22 protein-coding genes are annotated in these 21,407 nt (G+C 53.6%); 6 read left to right on the top strand and 16 right to left on the bottom strand.

All coding sequences use genetic code 11. The annotated features are described in order from the left end of the window. The first annotated feature begins 8 nt into the window (after positions 1 to 8). On the top strand, positions 9 to 845 hold the full coding sequence (locus tag R6H26_RS04115) for a sterol desaturase family protein (RefSeq protein ID WP_404788581.1): 837 nt from the start codon (positions 9 to 11) through the stop codon (positions 843 to 845). Positions 846 to 873: 28 nt separating this feature from the next. Here R6H26_RS04115 and R6H26_RS04110 read toward each other — a convergent pair whose 3' ends face one another. After that, positions 874 to 2,037 (bottom strand): AI-2E family transporter, encoded by a 1,164-nt coding sequence (locus tag R6H26_RS04110; RefSeq protein WP_404788580.1) that lies wholly within the window; start codon positions 2,035 to 2,037, stop codon positions 874 to 876. Between the two features lie 430 nt (positions 2,038 to 2,467). Between R6H26_RS04110 and R6H26_RS04105 the strand changes: the two genes are divergently transcribed. Next, positions 2,468 to 3,220, top strand: a complete 753-nt coding sequence (locus tag R6H26_RS04105; RefSeq protein WP_404788578.1) for an SIMPL domain-containing protein — start codon at positions 2,468 to 2,470, stop codon at positions 3,218 to 3,220. An 18-nt stretch (positions 3,221 to 3,238) separates the two neighbouring features. Here the strand turns inward: R6H26_RS04105 and R6H26_RS04100 are convergent, their stop codons facing one another. The 6 genes from R6H26_RS04100 to R6H26_RS04075 form a co-directional block, all read right to left on the bottom strand. Continuing rightward, positions 3,239 to 3,604, bottom strand: coding sequence for a single-stranded DNA-binding protein (locus R6H26_RS04100; RefSeq protein WP_404788576.1), 366 nt, complete (start codon positions 3,602 to 3,604; stop codon positions 3,239 to 3,241). 146 nt (positions 3,605 to 3,750) lie between these two features. Beyond that, a complete protein-coding gene (locus R6H26_RS04095; RefSeq protein ID WP_404788574.1) occupies positions 3,751 to 4,350 on the bottom strand; it encodes a peroxiredoxin in 600 nt (199 codons plus the stop codon). A gap of 77 nt (positions 4,351 to 4,427) precedes the next feature. Then, a complete protein-coding gene (locus tag R6H26_RS04090; RefSeq protein ID WP_404788572.1) occupies positions 4,428 to 5,627 on the bottom strand; it encodes an NAD(P)/FAD-dependent oxidoreductase in 1,200 nt (399 codons plus the stop codon). A gap of 162 nt (positions 5,628 to 5,789) precedes the next feature. After that, the gene (locus tag R6H26_RS04085; RefSeq protein ID WP_404788570.1) at positions 5,790 to 6,014 is read right to left on the bottom strand and encodes an RNA-binding S4 domain-containing protein; all 225 of its coding nucleotides are present in this window, start codon (positions 6,012 to 6,014) and stop codon (positions 5,790 to 5,792) included. An 8-nt stretch (positions 6,015 to 6,022) separates the two neighbouring features. Then, on the bottom strand, positions 6,023 to 6,802 hold the full coding sequence (locus tag R6H26_RS04080; protein ID WP_404788568.1) for a photosystem II S4 domain protein: 780 nt from the start codon (positions 6,800 to 6,802) through the stop codon (positions 6,023 to 6,025). A 619-nt stretch (positions 6,803 to 7,421) separates the two neighbouring features. Beyond that, on the bottom strand, positions 7,422 to 7,622 hold the full coding sequence (locus R6H26_RS04075; protein ID WP_404791201.1) for a YgiT-type zinc finger protein: 201 nt from the start codon (positions 7,620 to 7,622) through the stop codon (positions 7,422 to 7,424). Between the two features lie 311 nt (positions 7,623 to 7,933). Here R6H26_RS04075 and hisC point away from each other — a divergent pair, with 311 nt between their 5' ends. The 4 genes from hisC (at position 7,934) to R6H26_RS04055 (ending at position 15,073) form a co-directional block, all read left to right on the top strand. Continuing rightward, on the top strand, positions 7,934 to 8,983 hold the full coding sequence (hisC, locus tag R6H26_RS04070; protein WP_404788567.1) for a histidinol-phosphate transaminase: 1,050 nt from the start codon (positions 7,934 to 7,936) through the stop codon (positions 8,981 to 8,983). Between the two features lie 129 nt (positions 8,984 to 9,112). Beyond that, entirely contained in the window at positions 9,113 to 11,647 is a 2,535-nt protein-coding gene (gene nirB, locus R6H26_RS04065; protein WP_404788565.1) for a nitrite reductase large subunit NirB, read from the top strand. 82 nt (positions 11,648 to 11,729) lie between these two features. Beyond that, on the top strand, positions 11,730 to 12,122 hold the full coding sequence (gene nirD / locus R6H26_RS04060; RefSeq protein ID WP_404788563.1) for a nitrite reductase small subunit NirD: 393 nt from the start codon (positions 11,730 to 11,732) through the stop codon (positions 12,120 to 12,122). Positions 12,123 to 12,301: 179 nt separating this feature from the next. After that, positions 12,302 to 15,073, top strand: a complete 2,772-nt coding sequence (locus tag R6H26_RS04055; protein WP_404788561.1) for a DUF3536 domain-containing protein — start codon at positions 12,302 to 12,304, stop codon at positions 15,071 to 15,073. A gap of 85 nt (positions 15,074 to 15,158) precedes the next feature. Here the strand turns inward: R6H26_RS04055 and nuoK are convergent, their stop codons facing one another. The 9 genes from nuoK to R6H26_RS04010 form a co-directional block, all read right to left on the bottom strand. Beyond that, positions 15,159 to 15,464, bottom strand: a complete 306-nt coding sequence (nuoK, locus tag R6H26_RS04050; RefSeq protein WP_404788559.1) for an NADH-quinone oxidoreductase subunit NuoK — start codon at positions 15,462 to 15,464, stop codon at positions 15,159 to 15,161. Between the two features lie 36 nt (positions 15,465 to 15,500). Continuing rightward, positions 15,501 to 16,097 (bottom strand): NADH-quinone oxidoreductase subunit J, encoded by a 597-nt coding sequence (locus R6H26_RS04045; RefSeq protein ID WP_404788557.1) that lies wholly within the window; start codon positions 16,095 to 16,097, stop codon positions 15,501 to 15,503. Then, entirely contained in the window at positions 16,094 to 16,699 is a 606-nt protein-coding gene (gene ndhI, locus R6H26_RS04040; RefSeq protein WP_404788555.1) for an NAD(P)H-quinone oxidoreductase subunit I, read from the bottom strand. Before ndhI ends, R6H26_RS04045 begins: the two co-directional genes overlap by 4 nt. Before the next feature lie 54 nt (positions 16,700 to 16,753). Continuing rightward, positions 16,754 to 17,872 (bottom strand): NADH-quinone oxidoreductase subunit NuoH, encoded by a 1,119-nt coding sequence (gene nuoH / locus R6H26_RS04035; RefSeq protein WP_404788553.1) that lies wholly within the window; start codon positions 17,870 to 17,872, stop codon positions 16,754 to 16,756. Between the two features lie 199 nt (positions 17,873 to 18,071). Then, positions 18,072 to 19,208 carry a citrate synthase gene (locus tag R6H26_RS04030; RefSeq protein WP_404788552.1) on the bottom strand — a complete coding sequence of 379 codons (1,137 nt, stop codon included), beginning with the start codon at positions 19,206 to 19,208 and terminating at the stop codon, positions 18,072 to 18,074. A gap of 45 nt (positions 19,209 to 19,253) precedes the next feature. Further along, positions 19,254 to 19,751 (bottom strand): phosphohistidine phosphatase SixA, encoded by a 498-nt coding sequence (gene sixA / locus R6H26_RS04025; protein WP_404791199.1) that lies wholly within the window; start codon positions 19,749 to 19,751, stop codon positions 19,254 to 19,256. A 27-nt stretch (positions 19,752 to 19,778) separates the two neighbouring features. Then, entirely contained in the window at positions 19,779 to 20,078 is a 300-nt protein-coding gene (locus tag R6H26_RS04020) for a DUF3288 family protein (RefSeq protein ID WP_404788550.1), read from the bottom strand. A 265-nt stretch (positions 20,079 to 20,343) separates the two neighbouring features. Beyond that, on the bottom strand, positions 20,344 to 20,757 hold the full coding sequence (locus tag R6H26_RS04015) for a hypothetical protein (protein ID WP_404788548.1): 414 nt from the start codon (positions 20,755 to 20,757) through the stop codon (positions 20,344 to 20,346). 27 nt (positions 20,758 to 20,784) lie between these two features. After that, positions 20,785 to 21,396: a hypothetical protein gene (locus R6H26_RS04010; RefSeq protein ID WP_404788546.1), complete on the bottom strand. Its 612-nt coding sequence runs from the start codon at positions 21,394 to 21,396 to the stop codon at positions 20,785 to 20,787. Positions 21,397 to 21,407: the final 11 nt, after the last annotated feature.

Raw genomic sequence — 21,407 nt, 5'->3', positions numbered from 1 at the left:
ACCACGGAATGATGCAAGAACGGTTTCTCAGAACGCTTTTGTTGTTCGTCCTGCTAACGCTCGTCTTTGGGATCCTGGAGAAGATGTTTCCCAGCGTTCGCAATCAACCGAAGTTCCGTCGAGGCGTGTGGTTGGACGCGTTTTACTGGTTTTTTACGCCCATGGCAACCCAGATTGTAGACATCGCGGCCATGGTCGTCTTGTTCTTGCCTATTTATTTCTTATTAGGCCGTTCCCTTGCCATTGAAGACATTTTGAAAGGGTACGGCCCGCTGGCCCAACTGCCCATTTGGGAACAGGGACTCATTGCCATTGTCCTGGGAGATTTCTTGGGGTATTGGGTGCATCGCCTGAACCATTCTCGCCAGCTCTGGGATTACCATGCGGTACATCACAGCTCTGAGGTCATGGACTGGCTCACTGCCGTTCGGATTCATCCCGTCAACGATGCGATCGCGAAAGTCGCGCAAGCATCACCCGTCCTCCTGCTGGGGCTTTCTCCTCTCTCTGCCGAGTTATACGTTCCTTTCCTCTCCGCCTACGTCGCAATGATTCATGCCAATCTGTCCTGGACCTACGGACCCTTTCGCTATTGGTTCGCCAGTCCCGCCTTTCACCGCTGGCACCATACCCGCGAAAAGGAAGGACATGGCAAAAATTTTGCCGGACTGTTTCCCATTTTCGATGTCATGTTCGGGACCTTTTACATGCCTAAGGGGCAACAGCCTCGCAATTTTGGTTTAGACGGCGAGGCCATGCCGGATTCCTTTAAGGCGCAAATGCTCTACCCTTTCCGTAAATGGAAGGCCGTCAAAAAGTGGATCGGTCCTCGCAGCTACAGCTAAGAGTAGAACGCGCCTTGCTGCTTTTTTATCAAGAAGGAATTTTAGACCGCCGTTCTATTTCTGTAGCGGCAGGCTCTGCCGTGGCCGGCACGATCTCGATCGTGGTTTCGGGTTCTTGCTGCGCCATCCGCGATCGCAAGTTCATGAGGCTGGTTTTGGCGACCACTGCCATCGGCACGGCCACCACCACCCCGACCAACCCTGCCGTTTTTGCGCCGACGAGGACGGAGATAAACACCCAAACTGGATTCAGACCCGTCACGCTACCCAAGACGCGGGGAGCCACTAGATTCTCCAGCACCTGCTGCACGATCGCCGCTGCAACTAAAACCTTGAGACCGAGCCAGATATTTTGCAGGGCCACCAGCAGCGTCACCGAAATAATGCCCACCGTCCCACCAAAGGGAATCAGCGCCATGGTGCCAATCGTGAGACCGAACAGCAAACCGAAGGGAACCTTCAGAACGAGAAAGGTAGGAATCAGCGCCAAGGCCATGCAGATGCCTAAAATGAGCTGTCCGATAAAGTAATTTTGAAAACTGAGCCGCAGAAGATTAGACACGGGCTTTTGCTTGTTTTCCGGCAGCCACTCGATCAGGCTTTGCCAAAGTTCGTCGCCATGCTGCAGCAGGTAAAACGTCAGAATAGTAGTGATCAAGATGGAAATGGCGGATTCGAACAAACTGCTGACGGTGCCTAAGGTCAGGTTGACCAAACTCTTCGTGAGGGATTGGATCTGTCCCTGCAAGCGATCCACAATCTGAGCTGTCATTCCATCCAAGTTGAGGTGAATGCCGCGCTCTTCGGCCTCTACGCTCAGGACCAGCAACTGTTGGCGCCCCGATTCGATCCAGTCCGGCAGGCGAACTGCCAACTGTTGCACTTGAGCGTAGGCCAAGGGGAACAGCGTAATGCCGAGGCCCAGCAATACCGAAAGTGCCAGCAGAAAAATAATAATAGAGGCGGGTTCGCGTTTGAGGTTGCGGTCTACGCACCAGCTCACCGGATAGTTGAGCAAAAAGGCCAGCAGCGCGGCGACCACAATAATGCCGATCAGCGCCCCAAAGAACTTGGCCATCAATCCCATAGCCCAAAAGTTCAACACCAAAATAGGTGCCGACAACCCTATCATCAGAAGCCTTGCGGGAACCGAAAGCTGGTTCCACCACTGAAAATAGTTAGAGCGATTCATGGGCCTGCCCTTATGCAGCAATGCAAACTACGGGTTTTGAAAAACTGAATTTGCGGCTAATGAAGATAATCAACGACTGAACAATGACTAGAACAATATCCTTAATGTCTAGTTGAATGTCTAGCTGCATCGCGGATGTCATTATTGTATCCATCATTTTACGGCGTCGTTAGGGGCATTTCCCCCGCTGTCGCAATACCGATCCCATCTCCTCAACGCGGTCGGTGAAGCTTTACCCGTTGGCACGGGTGGATCCCTTAAGAGAGATATCGGGGTGTTAGTACGGCTCTGTAAATGGATCGGCCTGTAAAAATGGTTACCGTTTCTGTAACTTTGCCAATCCACCTTTGGACTCGTGCGATGGTTTAAGAACAATAAATCGTCACGTCATTCAATCATGTACAACTCGCTAGTAACAAACAATACAATCTTGAAATGGAAACGATACACTATTGCGGCGATCGCATTGTGTACCTTAGGCGCGACCGGGTTAGGTCCCCTTACCTTGTCTGCCCTAGCGCAACCTCGGCTCCCCCAACCCCCTCAGGAACGAATGCTACGCACCTTAACCGTTACGGGTCAATCGACGGAAAAAATTGCATCGACCATTGCCCAAGTTCAGCTTGGCGTCGAAGCTCAGGGCAAGACAGCCCAGCAGGTTCAGCAGGAAGTTGCCAAACGATCCTCCGCAGTCGTCGCGCTGCTGAAGTCTCGCAATGTAGAGCAATTGCAAACAACCGGGATTAACCTCAATCCGCAGTACAGCTACAACGACGGCAAACAAACCCTCACGGGCTATCAGGCCAGCAATACCGTCAGCTTCCGCGTTCCCATCCCTCAAGCCGGATCCATCGTAGACGATGCTGTCAAAGCTGGAGCCAGTCGAATTGATAGCCTATCCTTCACGGCTTCGGATCGGGCGATCGCCGATGCTCAGAAAATCGCTCTGCGCAAAGCCACTCAAGATGCCCAAGAGCAGGCACAGGCCGTATTCGGTACGCTGGGGCTGACCTTCAAAGACGTGGTTAGCATTCAAATCAACAATGCGAATACGCCTCCACCTAGACCCTACCCCGTTGCCTTTTCGACCAGCACAAAAATGGCAGGAGAAGCTGTCTCCACCCCCGTTGAGGGTGGAGAGCAGTCCGTACAGGCTTCTGTTACCCTGCAAATGAGCTATTGAACCATCATTTGGATGGGTCTAAAATTCGTCCGGGCTGCCCGCAGCGGCCATGGCAGGATCGTTATCCCGCTTAGAACCCAGCAGATCGAGCCGATCTACGCGAACCACGGGTTGGTGGCGATCCATGCCCGTACTGCGGTCTTTCCAATGGTCGAACTTGAGCGACCCCGTAATGCCGATCAAGCTGCCCTTACGGACGTATTGAGCTGCGATCTCGGCATTTTTGCCCCACAATTCCAAATTAAACCAGTCGGGCTGGTCGTTGTTGCGCGTGCGTCGATCCACCGCCAGCGTTAACTTGCAGACGACGCTGCCCGACTCGAAGTAGCGAACGTCAGGTTCTGTCCCAACCCGACCGACCAAACTGACAACATTTAAACTCATACAAACCCAACCTGGATTACGAGCTAGATTTTACGCACAATTGACGATGTCTTCATCCTAAACGATGATTCGTTTTATCCAAAACAGTACGGATCGAGTGATGAGACCTGAGGCGACGATCGCTACTTTAAAAAGGCTAGCTGCATTTAAAGCGATTCAAAGTAGACTTTGGACTTGGTCGGATCGGGATTCATAGTTTTGTCGCCTGGTTTCCAACCAGCAGGACACACTTCATCGGGATTGGCCTGGACGTGCTGAATGGCCTGGAGGGTGCGTAGGGTCTCGTCCACACTGCGCCCAAACGCCAGGTTGTTGATGGTTGCGTGCTGGACGATCCCTTCTTTGTCGATGATGAACAGGCCCCGCAATGCAACGCCTGCATCTGGGTCGAGGACGTTGTAGGCCGTGCTAATTTCTTTCTTCAAGTCCGCTACGAGGGGGTATTGCAGATCGCCGACGCCGCCGGATTTGCGATCGGTTTGAATCCAAGCGAGGTGCGAAAATTGGCTGTCAACGGAGACGCCCAAAACTTCTGCGTTGATGGCCTTAAATTCATCGTAGCGATCGCTAAAGGCGGTAATTTCAGTGGGACAGACAAAGGTAAAGTCGAGGGGGTAAAAGAACAGCACCACGTAGCGACCGCGATAGCTCGATAGCTTAACGTCGATAAATTCTTGGTCGTAAACAGCCGTGGCGGCAAAGTCAGGCGCTAAGTTGCCGACTCGCAAGCATCCGTTATCCGTCATTATGCTTCACCTTATTTAGAGAGCGATAGGGGTTGTTAGCGAGTTTTCGCTTTCACCATAGTAAAGGCTAATGGACGTTAGGGTTTAGGTTGAAGCGCTTCTAAAAAAGGTTTCACGACCCAGTTAAAGCCCACTTTCATCTGATGTTCGAAGGTTGGCATGCGATAGAGATAAATCAAACGGCGAGCGAGGTACGCAAAAGGGCCGTCTAAGGTCAAACCCAAACCCGATAGGGCAGCCGTATCCGTCCCGAGGGTCAGGATTTCGCCCAGGGAGGTATAGCGGAACGGCAGCAAAGACCGCCCTGAAAGAGACGCCCACACGTTCCAGGCCACGTTATCTGCCTGTTGAAGGGCAGATTGGGCTGTAGTCGGCACGACTTGCCCCTCGGCATCGAGGCCCTCGGCAAGGTCGCCGAGGGCAAATAGGGTGGGGTGTTCGCTGACTTGAAGGGTAGTATCGATGCGGATCCGGCCATCGGCAGCGTGGGGGACGGGTAAGTCTCGGATCGGCTGGGCGATCGCCGTGCCGACGGTCCACAGAACTAGATCGACGGGAATGCTATCTTTTTGCTCTTTGTAGAGCAGCACGATCTCGCTTTCGCCAATCTGCTCGATGCGGGTGTCTAGATCTACCCATACACCGCGCCGATCCAGCTCTTTTTGGGCGGCAGTTTGATTGAACTTGGGCGACTGTTTCAGGAGGCGATCGTTGCGATCGATGAGGCGGATGCGTCCGCGATCGCCCAATCGATCGGCTAACTTACAGGTCAGCTCGACCCCGCTGGGCCCAGCCCCTACAACTGCGACGCGGATCGCGTCCCACTCGGAGGCTTCTAAAAGTCGAAGTTTATCCTTGAGGCGATAGGCATCCGCTAGAGTGCGAAACGGAAAGGCATACTCTGCGGCACCGGGCACGATGTCTAAGGGCGTTTCGCCGCCCAGGGCCAACACGAGGCGATCGTAGTTCAGGGTTTTGCCAGAGCCAAGGGCGATCTGCTGCTGGGCGAGATCGATCGCGCTGACGGTATCTTGCTCGAACTGAACGGATGTATTGGCTAATAGATCGCTAAAGGCTGGCGCAATTTCCCAGGCGTCGAGTTCGTCTGTGACCAGTTCGTAGAGCAGCGGCGAGAACAAAAACTGGCTGTTTTGGTCCACCAGCACGATATTGGGGCGAACATCGTCGGCCCACGGGAACTGGCTCAGGCGCAGGGCAGTATGAAGTCCGCCAAAACCGCCGCCGAGAATGACAATAGAGGGTGAGGATTCAGACATCGGTTTAGCTCGCGCAGATAAGTAGGTAAACATTGCTATCTATAAAGCGGGTTTCGGCTCCCTTCGACTTCCTTCGACTCCGCTCAGGACAGGTCGCTCAGGACAGGCCGCTCAACCCTCCCATCTCGTGCGTGGAAGGCTGAAGATTACAAAACTTTACCTTTAGGATATCTCACTCTCAGGTTCGAGGGTGTCTACGGTGAAGGTTTGACCCATGGCAAACACGCGATCGCCCACCGCTAACTTCCGTCCCCGTCGCAGTTCTGGCAATCCGTTGACTTTAACAAATCCATCTTGAATTAAAAGCTTGGCTTGGCCGCCTGTGGAGACCACCCCTTGAAATTTCAAAAACTGATCGAGCTTCATTATTTTTTCTCGGTCTGACATGTTGTCTCCTAACTCACCCGCGTCAGCAGCACTCGATAGCGATCTTTTTTGGTAACGGCAATTTCGCCCACAAACAGGCGTCCTTTGCCGCGAATTGCGACGAGGTCTCCATCTTTAAGCTGGTGGCTGGGCTGGCCGATCTCTTTCCAGTTCACCCGCACCTCGCCCTTGTTGATGAGATCCACCATCTTACTGCGAGACACCCCAAATCCCGCTGAGGCGATCGCATCCAGTCGCAGCGAAGCTTCGACGGTTGCCAGTTCTTTTTTGCGCGGTTCCCGCACTTGGAGTTCGCTCAGGGGAATGGGCGTAACTTTGACGGGTACGGTCCGCACTTGGGTCAGGCTCTGCTGAAAAAACTCGACCAAATCCGGCACGACGATCGCCTGAGCGCCGCGCTCGCCCAGCACCAAAATATCGCCCACTTTTTCGCGGACGACACCCGTACCCAAGATGGAACCCAAAAAATCCCGGTGAGATGCGGGGTCGAACAAGAAATTGCCCGCGATGCTGAGGGCGGTCAGTTCGACTTGGTCGGTGTCTAGGGGCAGTTCGGAACGGGCGATCGCCAGTCGCTGCCGCTCGGCTTGGGGGTAGCCACCCCAGGCGATCGCTGAGACTTCGGTGAGTTTGGCTAGGACGGTCTGGGCTTCTGCCAGTTCTGGGGGCGATAAAAAATCGGTAAAGACGACTTCCCAGGTTTTGATGGCCTGGTCGGCTCGATCTAGAACCCGCGAGATTTGGTCTTGGTTCTCAATCCCTTTCAATAGCTCGGTCTTCGGTAACATGCCCAGTCACAATGCCTGTGTTTTCTGTCTTCTCCAGTATCTTTCATTTTTAGGGTTGATGCTGGGGTGTGGGGCGATCTACCTGATTCATAACGCCCAGAGTTAATATTTAATGGTTGGTCGCTATGACAATCCGCTGACTCGTTTTATTGTCTACATTACCCCTGGAGGGAGTTCTATAAATTATGAGTAATCAACTAGATTTGTCCCAATTAACAACCCGTCAGTTAATCAATTTGTTATGGGAAGTAAGAGGGACGCCTCAGGCACAGCCTCTCTATAAAGAGCTGAGTAGCCGACCTGCGAAACTAACCTTAAGTCCAGAAGATCCTGACTGGGAATCAAAAATGTCTGAGCATTTGCTCTCGAAATTGACTCAGTCTAGTGGGAATTGATTTACATTTTCTCGATATTTTGTGCAGATTACCACCGTTATCCCAGTACCGATCGCACTCCAAATCTCAGCCCATTAGAGCGATCGCCTTATGATTGAAATAGAAGGTTTCATAAAAAACTGATTTCTAGCATCAATCAAACTCTTCAGTAGACGTAACACGAATCAATGCGGGTCATCCAGATTTGGGCATCGGGAACGAGCAAAATAGGATTCGGAGAAAAGCTAGGCTTCTACCTCTGCGAACACAGCAACCGCAACATTCCGAGGCATTGCCACAGACTTACGAAGGGCTTTGATTCGCTCTAGCTCATGCATCGTCTGCGCCGTGAAATACGACTCTCCACAGCTCGGACAAGACCACATCGGAATGCCCTCAATGACAAGGAGATTCGCCCCCTTGCCGATTGGTCGTCTGGAATACAACCTCCAAAGCGAAGGGTTAGCGAGCCAAGCCAAACGTAAAACCCTGGCACCAGCGTATCCATGCTGTAGGCGATCGCTCTTATTCGCTCAGCGTCAATAACGGACTTTGGTACCGCTTTGGCGAGGATGCGATCGATCTGCATGGGATTACAGTGCCGAGTTGCCATTCCAATGTTACTCATTTTCGGGACGCGTTGAATTGAGAAGGGCAAATTATGCCAAACACAGAGGTGCCAATCGAACCGCATTTCTCGATGGCGTAGCTTCGCGATTTCAATTTAAGGTGAACGTGGATAGCGCTTGTTAGACCCATGCCTTTTTTACGAAAACACCTTCAATCTATTGCAGGCTACACACCTGGCGAACAGCCACCCCCCGGTAGCTCAGTCATCAAACTCAATACCAACGAAAACCCCTATCCGCCCTCCCCAGAAGTCTTTCGGGTACTCCAAACCCTCGATCCAGAATGGCTCAGACGCTACCCGGACCCCACGACCGTCGCCCTGCGTCAGGCCGTCGGCGAGGTTCTGAACGTGCACCCCGATTGGATTGCCGTCGGCAACGGCAGCGACGAATTGATCGGTCTCGTCGTGCGAGCGTTTGTCGAACCGGGGGAAACTGCGATCTATCCCATGCCGAGCTACGTGTACTACCGAGCGGTGGCCCAGGTTCAGGAAGCCCAACCCGTCGAGATCGCCTACGACGAAGCCTTTAATTTTCCACTCAAAGAAATCCTAGACGCCCAAGGCGCTGTCACGTTTGTCGCATCCCCCAATAGCCCCTTGGGTAATGTCGTTTCAATCAATAACCTGGAGACGCTTGCCGCTAACCTTCAGGGACTCTTGGTCGTCGATGAAGCTTACGTGGATTTCACGAGTACCAACGCCCTCCATCTGGTTCAAAAATACCGCAACGTTATCGTTCTCAGAACCCTATCCAAAGGCTATTCTTTAGCGGGGCTGCGGCTTGGTTTTGCGATCGCCCATCCCGCCCTCATCCGAGACCTCAACAAAATCAAAGACAGCTACGCCGTGGACGCGATCGCCGCCCTCGTCGGAGCGGCTGCCATTCGAGACCAGCCCTACAAAAACAGTAACGTCCGGAAAGTGCTGCGATCGCGCGCCATCTTGCATCGAGATCTCGCAGCGCTCGGCTTCCGGGTTTGGCCGTCGGAGGGTAATTTTTTGCTAGTGCAGCCGCCAAGAGAGATAGCTGCGATCGCCCTCCAGCAGCAATTAAAAGCACGGGGAATTTTGGTCCGGCACTTTGATGTGGCTGGGGTTGCAGACAAGCTGCGCATCACCGTCGGCACCGACGAACAAAACGCTCAGCTCTGTCAAAGACTGCAAGAACTTATGTAAAAAGCGCTCGTTCTCAATGCATTAAATCAAACTCGTCAAGCCGTAGGTATCCATCAATACAAAATAACCCGATCGATCTACCTAGCCTAACGGTAGACAAATTTTATTCAGCGACAGGCATCTTGAGCTATGGCTAATCGACTGGTTGCGATCGGGAATGGCATGGTCGGCCACAGATTTATAGAGCGGACGATCGCGAAAGAGGCCCAATGGGAAATCGTCACCTTCTGCGAAGAAACCCGCGTTGCCTACGATCGCGTCAATCTGAGCAGTTTTTTCTCGGGCAAGACGGCAGGAGACCTTTCCCTGGTCGAACCGGGGTTTTACCAAGACCACCAAGTCCAGATCCACATCGGCGATAAGGCCATTGCAATCGACCGCGATCGCAAAACCGTGACTTCTGCTAACGGCGTGGTGGTCGATTACGACAAGCTGGTTCTGGCAACTGGCTCCTACCCGTTTGTACCGTCCATTAAGGGAAACGATCTACCGGGGACGTTTGTTTACCGCACCATTGAGGATCTCGAAGCGATCGCCGCCTATGCCAAAACCTGCAAAATTGGCGTCGTGGTTGGCGGCGGGTTATTGGGGTTGGAATGCACCAATGCGCTCCAGAATTTAGGGCTGGAGACCCACGTGGTCGAGTTCATGCCGCGCTTGATGCCCGTGCAAGTGGATGACGCCGGAGGGATCGTACTGCGCCAAAAAATCGAGTCCCTGGGCGTTGCAGTCCACACGGGAAAATCCACCCTCGAAATTTTAGGAGACGAGACGGGCAAAGTCTGCCGGATGGATTTCGCCGACGGCACGGACCTCGCAACCGACCTCATCGTCTTTTCGGCGGGCATCCGCCCCCAAGACGAACTGGCGCGTCAGTGCGGCCTCGAGATTGGCGAGCGCGGTGGCATTGTCATTAACGAGCATTGCCAAACCTCAGACCGCAACATCTATGCAATTGGGGAATGCGCGCTTTACAAAAACTTTATCTACGGTCTCGTCGCGCCGGGCTATCGGATGGCGGAAGTCGCCGCCGACCATCTTTGCAATCCGGCCAGCAGCAATAGCTTCACCGGAGCGGACATGTCCACCAAGCTGAAGCTGTTGGGGATTGATGTGGCCAGTTTTGGCGATGCCTTTGCCAAAACCCCCGGCGCGCGGGAAATTGCCATCAGCAACGCGATGCAGGGCACCTACAAAAAGCTAGTGGTGGATGAGACCAGCTCTCGCCTTCTGGGTGGCATTTTGATCGGCGATGCTTCTAGCTACGGCACCCTGCTGCAGCTCGTGCAGAACCAAATGCAGCTACCGCCCTATCCCGAAGATCTGATTTTGCCGCCGCGCAGCGGGGCCGCCGTCCAGATGGGGGTAGACCAATTCCCCGCCACGGCGCAGATTTGTTCTTGCAATAATGTGACCAAGGGCGAGCTCTGCACGGCCATTCAAACCCGAGAATTAAGGGATATTGCCAGCGTCAAACAATGCACGAATGCCGGAACGGGTTGCGGCGGCTGCGTGCCGTTGGTGACGGACCTGCTGAAAGCAGAACTCAAAAAAGCCGGAATCGAGGTCAAAAACCACCTGTGCGAGCACTTTGCCTACTCCCGCCAGGATTTATACGCCTTAGTGCGATCGCATCAAATCTACACCTTCGACGAACTCCTAGAGCGCCACGGCACCGGACTGGGCTGCGAAATCTGCAAACCTGCCGTAGCCTCCATCTTAGCGTCCGCTTGGAACGACTACATCCTCAACCAACCCCATGCCGGATTGCAAGACACCAACGACGCCTATCTAGCCAACATCCAGCGCGATGGGACCTACTCCGTCATCCCCCGCATCCCCGGCGGCGAAATTACGCCCGATAAGCTGATCGCGCTGGGCGAAGTGGCCCGCGAGTTCGGACTCTACACCAAAATCACGGGCGCGCAGCGGATCGATTTACTGGGCGCGCGGGTCGATCGATTACCTCAAATTTGGGCGCGTCTGGTGGAAGCGGGATTCGAATCCGGCCATGCTTACGGAAAAGCGCTGCGCACGGTGAAATCTTGTGTGGGCAGCACCTGGTGTCGGTTTGGCGTTCAGGATTCCGTCAGTCTTGCCATAGAGGTAGAACTCCGCTATCGCGGCTTGCGGGCACCCCACAAACTGAAGTCGGCAGTTTCCGGTTGCACCCGCGAATGCGCCGAGGCTCAAAGCAAAGACTTTGGCATCATCGCCACCGAAAAAGGCTGGAATCTCTACGTCTGCGGCAATGGCGGTATGAAGCCCCAGCACGCCCAACTCCTAGCGGCAGATTTGGACAAAGAAACCCTGATTCGCTACATCGATCGCTTTTTAATGTTCTACATTCGCACCGCCAATCGCCTAGAGCGCACCGCAACCTGGTTCAACAAACTCGAAGGCGGCATGGAATTTCTCCAACAGGTCATCGTTCGCGATTCCCTCGGCATTTGTGCCGAGCTCGAAGCCGAAATGGCCCATCAGATTGCCACCTATGCCTGCGAGTGGAAAACAACCCTCGACGACTCCACCCGACTTCAGCGCTTTACCCACTTCGTCAACACCGACCGCCCCGATCCCCATCTCATCCACGTTGAGGAGCGGGGTCAACAGCGTCCGGCCTACGAACACGAGCGCCAACTCCTAGGCGTTGAAACGGTCTAGCGTCTCTGCCTGCTGCGGGTGCCAACCTTGTCGCCCTCGTCGTTCCCCTCAAGCCTAACTCGTCTTCATTTTCTACATTCTTATGATCGACCCGCAATTGACTCAATTCTCGGCAGCGCAGTGGACGACCGTCTGTCCTTTAGATCGAATTGCCATCAACACGGGCGTCTGCGCGTTGGTGAACGATCGCCAAGTTGCAGTCTTTCGCATCGGCGATGGAACGGAGGTGTATGCCATCGGCAACTACGACCCCTTCAGCAAGGCCCACGTCCTGTCGCGGGGGATTGTCGGCGATCGCAACGGCATCCCTAAAGTGGCATCCCCCGTCTACAAGCACAACTTCAATCTCGCGACTGGCGAATGCTTGGACGACCCCAGCATTACCGTTCCTAAATTTGCCGTTCGAGTCGTAGACGGACAGGTCCAGGTGAGCGATCGATTCGTCTGGACCGACCAAAAACCCACGCGTTCGTGAATCTTGAGACGGACTCGCGAGCTGCAATTTTAACGGCTCGGCTTTCTCGTAGAAACACAAAACTTAATAAATTTCTATTGAGGGATCGCCACGCTTGCATGGGGATCGTCTAGGGTGCCTTAAGGACGGCTTTAGCTATAGAGCTGAGCTTCAAGGGAACCCCTCCGATTGCGTATCTTATGGAAGCACAGTTCAATCCAACTCAGTTTCTGAAAGCCATTCAGGACAGCCATCCAGGCCGACTCTCTACAGATCCCGCCCGATCTCTCGCTACCGCTTACCCCGAACGCGCGATCGCGAAACCAACCCAGGGCGTTTATGTCACGCTCCACGGCCATTTCTACCAACCCCCGCGCGAGAATCCCTACATTGGCGTTATCGAGCGTCAGTCCAGCGCGGCCCCTTTCCATAATTGGAACGAGCGCATTTGCCACGAGTGCTATCGTCCCAATGCCTTCGCCCGCATTCTGAACGACACTGGCGAAGTCGTGGAGATCGTCAACAATTTTGAGTACCTCAGCTTCAACATCGGTCCCACCCTAATGAGCTGGCTGGAACAGTACGATACTGAGGTCTACCAGCGCATCCTGGAGGCCGATCGCAATAGCTGTCTGCGGCTCGACGGCCACGGCAACGCGATCGCCCAAGTCTACAACCACATCATTTTGCCTCTGGCCAACCATTCGGACAAAGTCACTCAAATCCGCTGGGGCATGGCCGATTTTCGGGCGCGCTTCAACCGCGAAGCTGAAGGCATGTGGCTGGCAGAAGCTGCCGTAGATTACCCTACCCTCGCAGCGCTGATCGAAGAGGGCATTAAGTTTATTGTTTTGGCTCCTTCTCAAGTGCAGCGATGCCGACCCATCGCACCGGAGGCCGATCCCAACGGCATGGATTATCCCTGGGAGGATGTGGGGGGCGGGCAAATCGACCCCACCCGACCCTATCGCTGTTTTTTGGCAGGCGGCAATCGCACCCGCGACTACATCGATATCTTTGTCTACGACGGTCCCATTTCGAGGGGGATGGGATTTGAAGACGTCCTCAACAGCTCAGAGCAGTTTGCCAACCGAGTGGGGCAAGCCGTGCGGCAGGATCGGGACAGCGCTCAGCTGATTTCCATCGCGACGGACGGCGAGACCTTCGGCCACCACAAGCGCGGTACCGAAAAATCGCTCGCCTACGGATTTCGCCACATCCTGCCGCAACGGGGCTGGACGATTACCAACTTCGCCCATTTCCTCAGCCTTCACCCGCCCGCTTGGGAGGTCGAAATTAAGCCCGTTACGGCTTGGAGTTGTTCCCACGGCGTAGGTCGCTGGCAGGATGACTGCGGGTGCGGCGGCGAGGGCGGCGTATGGCACCAGCAGTGGCGGCGACCGTTGCGCGATGCCTTGGATTGGTTGCGCGATCAGTTGGCCCAGATTTATACCGAATTGGGAGAAATCCTGTTCCGAGATCCGTGGGCCGCTCGCAATGATTACATCAGCGTGTTGCTCGCGCGGACGCATCCCACCGAGTCCGAAGCCAAAGATCGGTTGCTCGCGCGGCACCAGCACCATCCCTTGTCTGCTGCCGAGCAGGTCGACGCGCTACGCCTGCTGGAAATTCAGCGCTACGCGCTCCTCATGTACACGAGCTGCGGTTGGTTTTTTGAAGAACTGTCCCGTCCGGAGGGCGTGCAAATCTTGCGCTACGCGGCCAAGGCGATCGCCCTAGCGGGGGAAGTCTCCGGCACGAACCTAGAGCCAGAATTCGTTCAGCATCTCGCCCTGGCCCCCAGCAATATAGAACAGTTTGAGAACGGGGCAGGGGTCTACCGCCATCTCGTGCTGTCGTCTCAGGTGACATTCCATCAGGTGGTAGCCAACTATGCCATGCGCTCGCTCTTTCGAACTTACCCAGAGGAGTCGTGGACCTACAGTTACCAAACCCGTCAGTGGGACTGCGAGATCCATCGTACGGGCAACCTTGCCTTAGGAATCGGCCACCTTCAGCTCACTGCCGACGCAACTGGAGAGACCAGTCAAATCATTTTTGCAGTGCTGCACATGGGCGGTTGGGACTTTCACGTCGTGATTCAGCCCTTTACGGGCCGTCCGTATTACACCGCCCTGAAGCAGGCACTGTTCGAGCAATTGCAGCTGGCCAGCGCGCCGCGGTTGGTTCTGACGATGAACCAGTACTTCGGCGATCGCTACTACGGCATCCAAAACCTCTTTGCCGAAGATCGCCACCAGCTTCTAGACCTCCTCTCCCAAGCGACGCTCATGCGCCTCGCTCAAATGTACACCCAAGTCTACCGCGATAACTACGGCCTTCTGACGGCCTATCGCCACGACGATCTGGAAGCACCCCAAGAACTGCTCGTGGCAGCTCAGGTCGCCCTCAGCCATCGGGCGACGCAAACGATTCAGTCGCTGCTTTCGCCCCTTGCGGAGGATTCTGCCTGCGAACCTTACTATCGCGTCCAACTGGCAGAACTAGCGGCGATCTCCGCTGAAGCCCAGCATCTAGGCTGTCATCTCAGCCTGGACATCGTGACGCATCCCATCAACAAGCTGCTGAAGGATTGGCTCTGGAGATCGCTCTACCACGACAACTTAGCGCTCCTCCACGACTTTAGAGACCTGCTCGAGTTGCTCCGCCGGATGCATCTCAAAATCCAGGAAGATCGCCTCCAAGAGCTTTACATTCAGTTTCTTCAAAAGCGATGGGTGCCCCACGTCCTTCAGCTCGAAATAGCGACCATTTCTGTCTCCGATCGCGGGTCGCCCACGCTTCATTTCTCCATAGGCACCGATGCGCTCGACCCGGAAGAACGCCTCCCCAACGTGCAGCCGTTTCTGAAACTAGGACAGCTTTTGGCGATTGACATGCAGCCTTGGCTGGCGCTGTTACAGTATGCGATCGCCCAAAGTCCAGCAGCCAAAATCGCATTGGGCGACTGAGTTCCTGCCGAAGACAAGGACATCAAAAAGCGCCTAGCATATCTTGCTAGGCGCTTTCGCTACTATCCAGACTGCCGCTAAGGCTTTACCATTTCAGCAAATTAAACTGCTCCATATCCACGGTATCGCGGTTGCGATAGATAGAAAGAATAATGGCAAGTCCCACTGCCGCTTCCGCTGCTGCAACCGTAATCACAAACACCGTAAAAACTTGGCCGTTAATCGCCGGGCGGTCTAAAAAATTAGAAAAGGAAATCAAATTGATATTGACCGCATTCAAAAGCAACTCGATCGACATCAGCACTCGCACCGCATTCCGACTGATCACCAGTCCGTAAATGCCAATGCAGAATAGGGCCGCTGCAATCATCAAAAAAAATTCTAAGGGCATAGTGCTATTCCAAAACTCAAACAAAAGCTAGCGTCGTTAAGCGACAGGCTCGCGGGGACGCTCTGGCAGCTCTAAGACAGGTGCAGGGCTTCCGCCGACAATCGCAGTCTCTTCTCCCACCACTGTCTCCCGGCGGGCCAAGACCACCGCCCCAATCAGCGCCATGAGCAGCAGTACGGAGGCCAGCTCAAAGGGAAGCAGATAGTCGCTAAAGAAATGCTCGCCCATCGTCTGAATCGGCGAGATTGGAGAAGGAGCTGACACATCCACTTTCCAGTCCGTTTTGAGGAGCATGATGCCCAAAAGCACGAATAAACCTACGGAGACAAATGCCGCTGCCCCTTTTCGAAGCCAGCGCCTAGGGACAGCCACGTATTCTTCTTTTTTGTTCACCAACATGATGGCAAACAAAATTAAAACGTTAATCGCACCCACGTAGATCAAAATCTGGGCAGCGGCAACAAAGTCTGCATTCTGCAACAAATAAATGCCCGCAATGCTAATAAAGACCCCGCCCAATAAAAAGGCAGAGTAGACAATCTTGTCCGACAGCACCACCCCAAGAGCCGCACCGAGCATCATCACTGCCAGGATGATATACGAGACAAACTGAACGCCTTCAGCCAAATTCACGGGGTACTCTCCTCTTTCTTAGATTCGGCAGCCTGGGCAATTTCCTCAGGATGCTGCCCTGCTCTGAGTCGATCTTTGGCCAGATCGTGACCGTCCATAACGCCTGCAGGCAGGTAGGCAAATTCTCGAATGGGCGTCACCATCGGATCGTCCGTAACCTTGTAGGGCAAACGCCCCATCGCCACGCTGTCAAAATTAAGCTCGTGACGGTCAAAGGTGGAGAGTTCGTACTCTTCTGTCACCGAGAGGCAGTTGGTGGGACAGTATTCGACGCAGTTGGCGCAGAAAATACAGACCCCAAAGTCGATACTGTAGTGCTTGAGCTGTTTCTTTTTCAACTCTTTATTAAATTCCCAATCCACCACGGGTAGGTTGATGGGACAGACCCGCACGCAAACTTCGCAGGAGATACACTTATCGAACTCGAAGTGAATTCGGCCCCGAAAGCGCTCTGAAGGAATCAGTTTTTCGTAAGGGTACTGCACCGTAATGGGGCGGCGGCGCATGTGGTCGAAGGTAACCGAAAGCCCCTGCCCGATGTATCGGGCGGCCTGAACGCTCTCTTTGGCGTAGTCGCCCACTTTGTTCAAAAATTTCAGCATTCTAGACCTTCTCCAATCGTTGAGTTCTGCTCAATTCAAGAAATCTGGGTGACGCTAACCGCCAAAAGCGAAGGGAAAGGTTAACTTTAAGCCTGCGGTGATAAGCAGGTTGGCTAGGCCGACGGGCAGTAAAAACTTCCACCCAAGATCCAAAAGCTGGTCGATCCGCACTCGTGGAACGGTCCAGCGCAGCAAGATTGCTAGAAAGATGAAGAAGTAGGCTTTGAGCATAGTCATCGTAATGCCCAAAGATGCCGTGGCCACCTGGAAGATGATGTTATCGGTCTCAATATGAAGCAGATTTGCCACTGTGTCGAGCGGGATGGGGAAATCCCAACCGCCGAAATACAGCACTGCAACGAGCAACGCCGATAGCACCAAGTTAACGTAGGAACCCAGGTAAAAAAGGGCAAACTTCATCCCGGAATATTCGGTTTGATACCCGGCCACAATTTCTTCTTCAGCTTCGGGCAAGTCAAAGGGGATCCGCTCGCATTCAGCCAAGGCGGAAACCCAGAACAGCAACAATCCGATCGGCTGTCGCCAGACGTTCCAGCCCAGAATGCCATAGCCAGACTGCTGCTCGACGATATCGACCGTACTCAGGCTGTTAGACATCATCACGATGGCCAAAATTGCCAGCGCCAACGGAATTTCGTAGCTAATGGACTGGGCCGCAGCCCGCAAACCGCCCAGTAGGGAGTATTTGTTGTTGGAGGAGTATCCTGACATCAGCAGGCCAATCGGCACAATGCTGGAGAGCGCCACCCACAAGAAGATGCCAATACCCACGTTGGATACGAGCAGATTTTCGCCGAAGGGTACGATCAGGTAGGACAAAAAAACTGGAATCACGACGATCGCCGGACCGAGGGTGAAGAGCCACGGATCGGCGTTGGCAGGCACGACATCTTCTTTAAAGACGAGCTTGATACCATCGGCAACGGGGGCCAAAATGCCAAGAGGGCCGATAAATTCTGGCCCAATCCGCTGCTGCGCGGCGGCAGAAATCTTGCGCTCCAGCCATACAGAAACCAAAACTCCCACCGTCGCTCCAAAAATCATGAGGAGCATGGGAACTGGCATCCAGACTGCTTTGGCAGCACCGCTCGGAAGTCCGAGGCTGGTTAAGGTTTCAATGAAGCGTTGTTGAAGGTCAATCCCTGGGTTCATGGTCCTCGACTTTGGTTCAACAGAACTGGCAGGGCTTGGCCCCTTAACAGTATATCTATAGTGGGTTCGTCTATAGAGCATCCATCGGATTGAATTTCCTTTGGGCTGGCATGAAAAACTTAGGGCATTCCGTCGTTCGCAAGTCCATCAGTTGCCGCAAGGGTTTATTTTTTGTCGAAGTAGCCTTATTCAGAGAGGTCTAGCGTTTTTCCATCGGGATAAAGGGCTGATGGTGCTGACCGACGTAAATCTGGGTGGGGCGGTAAATGCGGTTGGTTTCCAACTGCTCTTTCCAGTGGGCCAGCCAACCCGACACGCGGGAGATCGCAAAGATGGGCGTAAACAAGTCCGTTGGGATTCCGAAGCGGCGATAAATTAAGCCCGAGTAGAAATCGACATTGGGGTAAATGCCTTTGTCCCCGAGCCGATCTGCTAAGACCGTTTCGAGTTCGCGAGCGATGTCATAGTAGCGATCGCTGCCGTAGCGTGCCACCATCTCATCGACCAGTTTCTGCAAAATTGTGGCTCGCGGATCCTTGACTTTATACACGCGGTGTCCAAATCCCATAAACTTCGCCTTGCGGGCAATGCGCTCGTCTACAAAGGGCACCACTTTTTCTACAGAGCCGATTTCCTCTAGCATTGCAATCACTTCTTCATTGGCTCCGCCGTGGAGCGGCCCGCCTAGGGTGCCTACCGCAGACGCGACGATCGCGTAGGGATCCGTCAGCGTAGAGGCGGTCACTCGGGCCGAGAAGGTGGAGGCATTCATGGTGTGTTCGGCGTGGAGAATCAGACACACGTCAAAAATGCGGGCAAAAAAGGGGTCGGGTTGCTGCTCGTTGAGCATGTACAAAAAGTTGTCGGCGTAGCTTAGGTCGTCCCGAGGCGGCACTGGGTCGTTCCCCTTGCGGATATGTTGAAACGCCGCCACCATGGTTGGAATCTTGGCCAACAGGCGCACGACGGCTGCTCGGATGTAAGCCGGATCTTGCAAGTTACGTCGAGAATAAAATAACCCCAGCGCCGCAGCCGAAGCCTGAAGCGCATCCATGGGATGACCGCTTTCAGGAAAGCACTTCATCATGTCCCGGATGCGGTACTTAACGCGGCGATGGTAAGTGATTTCGTGTTCGAAGGCAGCCAGTTCTTCGGCAGTGGGGAGTTGGCCCCAGATCAGCAAATAGGACGTTTCTAAAAAGCTGCTGCGATCGGCCAGCTCTTCAATCGCAACGCCACGATACTCTAGAACGCCCTCTTGTCCGTTTACATAGCTGACCTGAGATTGGGCAGCCGGAATGCCTTCTAAACCAGGTTGATAATCGCAAACTGCCATGGTTTCTCTCGATAAAGGGTTGACTGCATGCTTACCTTTACTCTTTTACGACAAAACGAAGAGTCTTGGCGGTGTCAACCAAAACAGAATGCTATTTCCAAGGGGATCGACGTTGTCGGGAATCTCGATGCCGATGATGCCTGCCTTTTTGAGTTGAAGCGCGCCCCGCACCTCTCCCCAAACCAGCAATTCGGCCCATTGGCTCAGATCTGGCTCGTGCCCCACGAGGGCGAGCGAATCGCTGTCGCCCTGCCGCCAAGCTTGGAGCCATTCCAGCCAACTGGAAAAAGAACCTAGGGGCGCAAGGGCGTCCGTTGTGGAGAGATGGGGTGCGAGATCAGCCTGAAGCAAAATGTCGGCAGTCTGGCGCGCGCGGACGAGAGGGCTGGTCAAAATTTCATCGAAAGATAGACCAAAGGCTTTGAGCTGCTGGGCAACGGCCTTGGTTTTGGATTGCCCTTTAGCCGTCAGAGGGCGCTCGCGATCGTCTTCATAGGTTCCCCGTTCTCCTGCCAAGCCGTGGCGGATGAGGTAAATCTGCAGGGGCATGAGCTTTTATCCTGATGCGGATTAGTTCCAATCTTCCTTTTTATTCGAGCGTACTGTATAGATGGGCTCGCGTGCGTGAATTTGTCGCGTTTTCGCAAACAGCTCTTCTTCAGTGAGTTTCCATCGTTTCAGAGTCTTTTCCAGATCGGCTTGGATATCGCGCCCGCCCGGAAACCCTCGATACCGAATCAGCAGGCGGGCTAATTCGACAAGGTTGAAGTCGATCGGGTCCCCCGCCAGGAGTTGATTGACCACTTGGCGATCGGACCCCCACTGGGGGTGTTGTTGCTCTTTCGGTGATTTACTAGTCGCGTCGGCCATCAATGACTCCGCATAAAGGTCGCGTGGGTCGTCAAAATTTAATTTGCAGCATTCTTAACACATCAGGCATGCTTACTTTCCTAAATTATATATTGCCGACCTAGATAAGCTAACTTTTCTGAGTTTGTCGCGGAAATCCAGCGCTAATCGTCATTTGTATGAGCAAACGTCCTGGAATCGGTATCCACGAGCGATAGAAATTCTAGAAACGCCTTAAATCTGAAAAATACCCCTTAAAGCTTGAATTAACTCATCACCCAAAGTATTATTTTGCACTGAATTCAAGTTTATTATTTTTGAGCGCCAACCAAAGCAGAATGCCATTGAATACAGCATACGTGCAGTCGAGAATGCCAAATATCAAGAAGGAACGCGTTTGCCCCTCTACAAAAACCAGCCACAACCAATAACTCCCGATCGCCATTCGGACGAGAATGGCAAACTTTGCATTTAAGCTATAACGGATGGGATCGCGGCCTCCCGAGAGGTACAGGATCGAAATAAAAAATAGCAGCAGGCCGGCCTGTCGCATCCAGATTACAGAGCCGCCTCCACCTGGTAGACCGAAAAAATCGAGATACCACTGCGGCGTGAAAATAAATGGCAATGCCATCCCGAGGATGTTAATCAGCACGCCAACAAGTGTAACGATATTAAACCACTTTAAAAATTTGTTCATAATAAATACCCGTAATCGGGCGAAGGATTATTCAGCTTTGGCCAGAAGTCGATTTTTAAGCTTGGGAATTAATAACCGATAGCGCTGTTTTTGCAACCACGAGAGTCGATGATTGTATTCAATGGCTGGCACAATATAATCAGCCGTAAAACGAGGATCCCGAGCGCAGTTGACGAAAAATTGATGGTAGCGCTCGTGATTGAATTGAAGGTTCTGACTCGTCGATCGAGCGGAACTCGGCTTTGAGGTAGAATCCGACAAATTTCGACCTCCTTCGTGGCAGGCAACGCAGGAGAGGGATGCCATTTCTATCCCTCCCGCTCGATCGGTTGCGATGCCTACAGGAGTTTTCTCGCCTGCTTCCCATGCGAATCCTAAGGAAAGATAGCCTCCTTTATCGTCTAGATATTCTGGGAAGATGCGAGGCAACACGACCCACAGCCAATAGGGCATGACCTCGGCATACTGCTCGGTCTCGCTCGCGCTAAAGGACGGTTCGGTCGAGACCGTTTGAGCGTAGGCGGAGGGGATGCTGAAAGGACCCGGCAGCCAACGATCGGTCCAGACGATTCCCATGCTTAAGAAACAGGCCAACAGCAGGGCGAAAAATCGTTGGGAGAGGAGAAGAAATCGTTCCATAAGACTCGTGG

The sequence above is a fragment of the Altericista sp. CCNU0014 genome (assembly GCF_044923475.1).
Lineage (GTDB): Bacteria > Cyanobacteriota > Cyanobacteriia > Thermosynechococcales > Thermosynechococcaceae > JAAURS01.
This window is presented reverse-complemented; position numbering and strand designations above follow the sequence as displayed.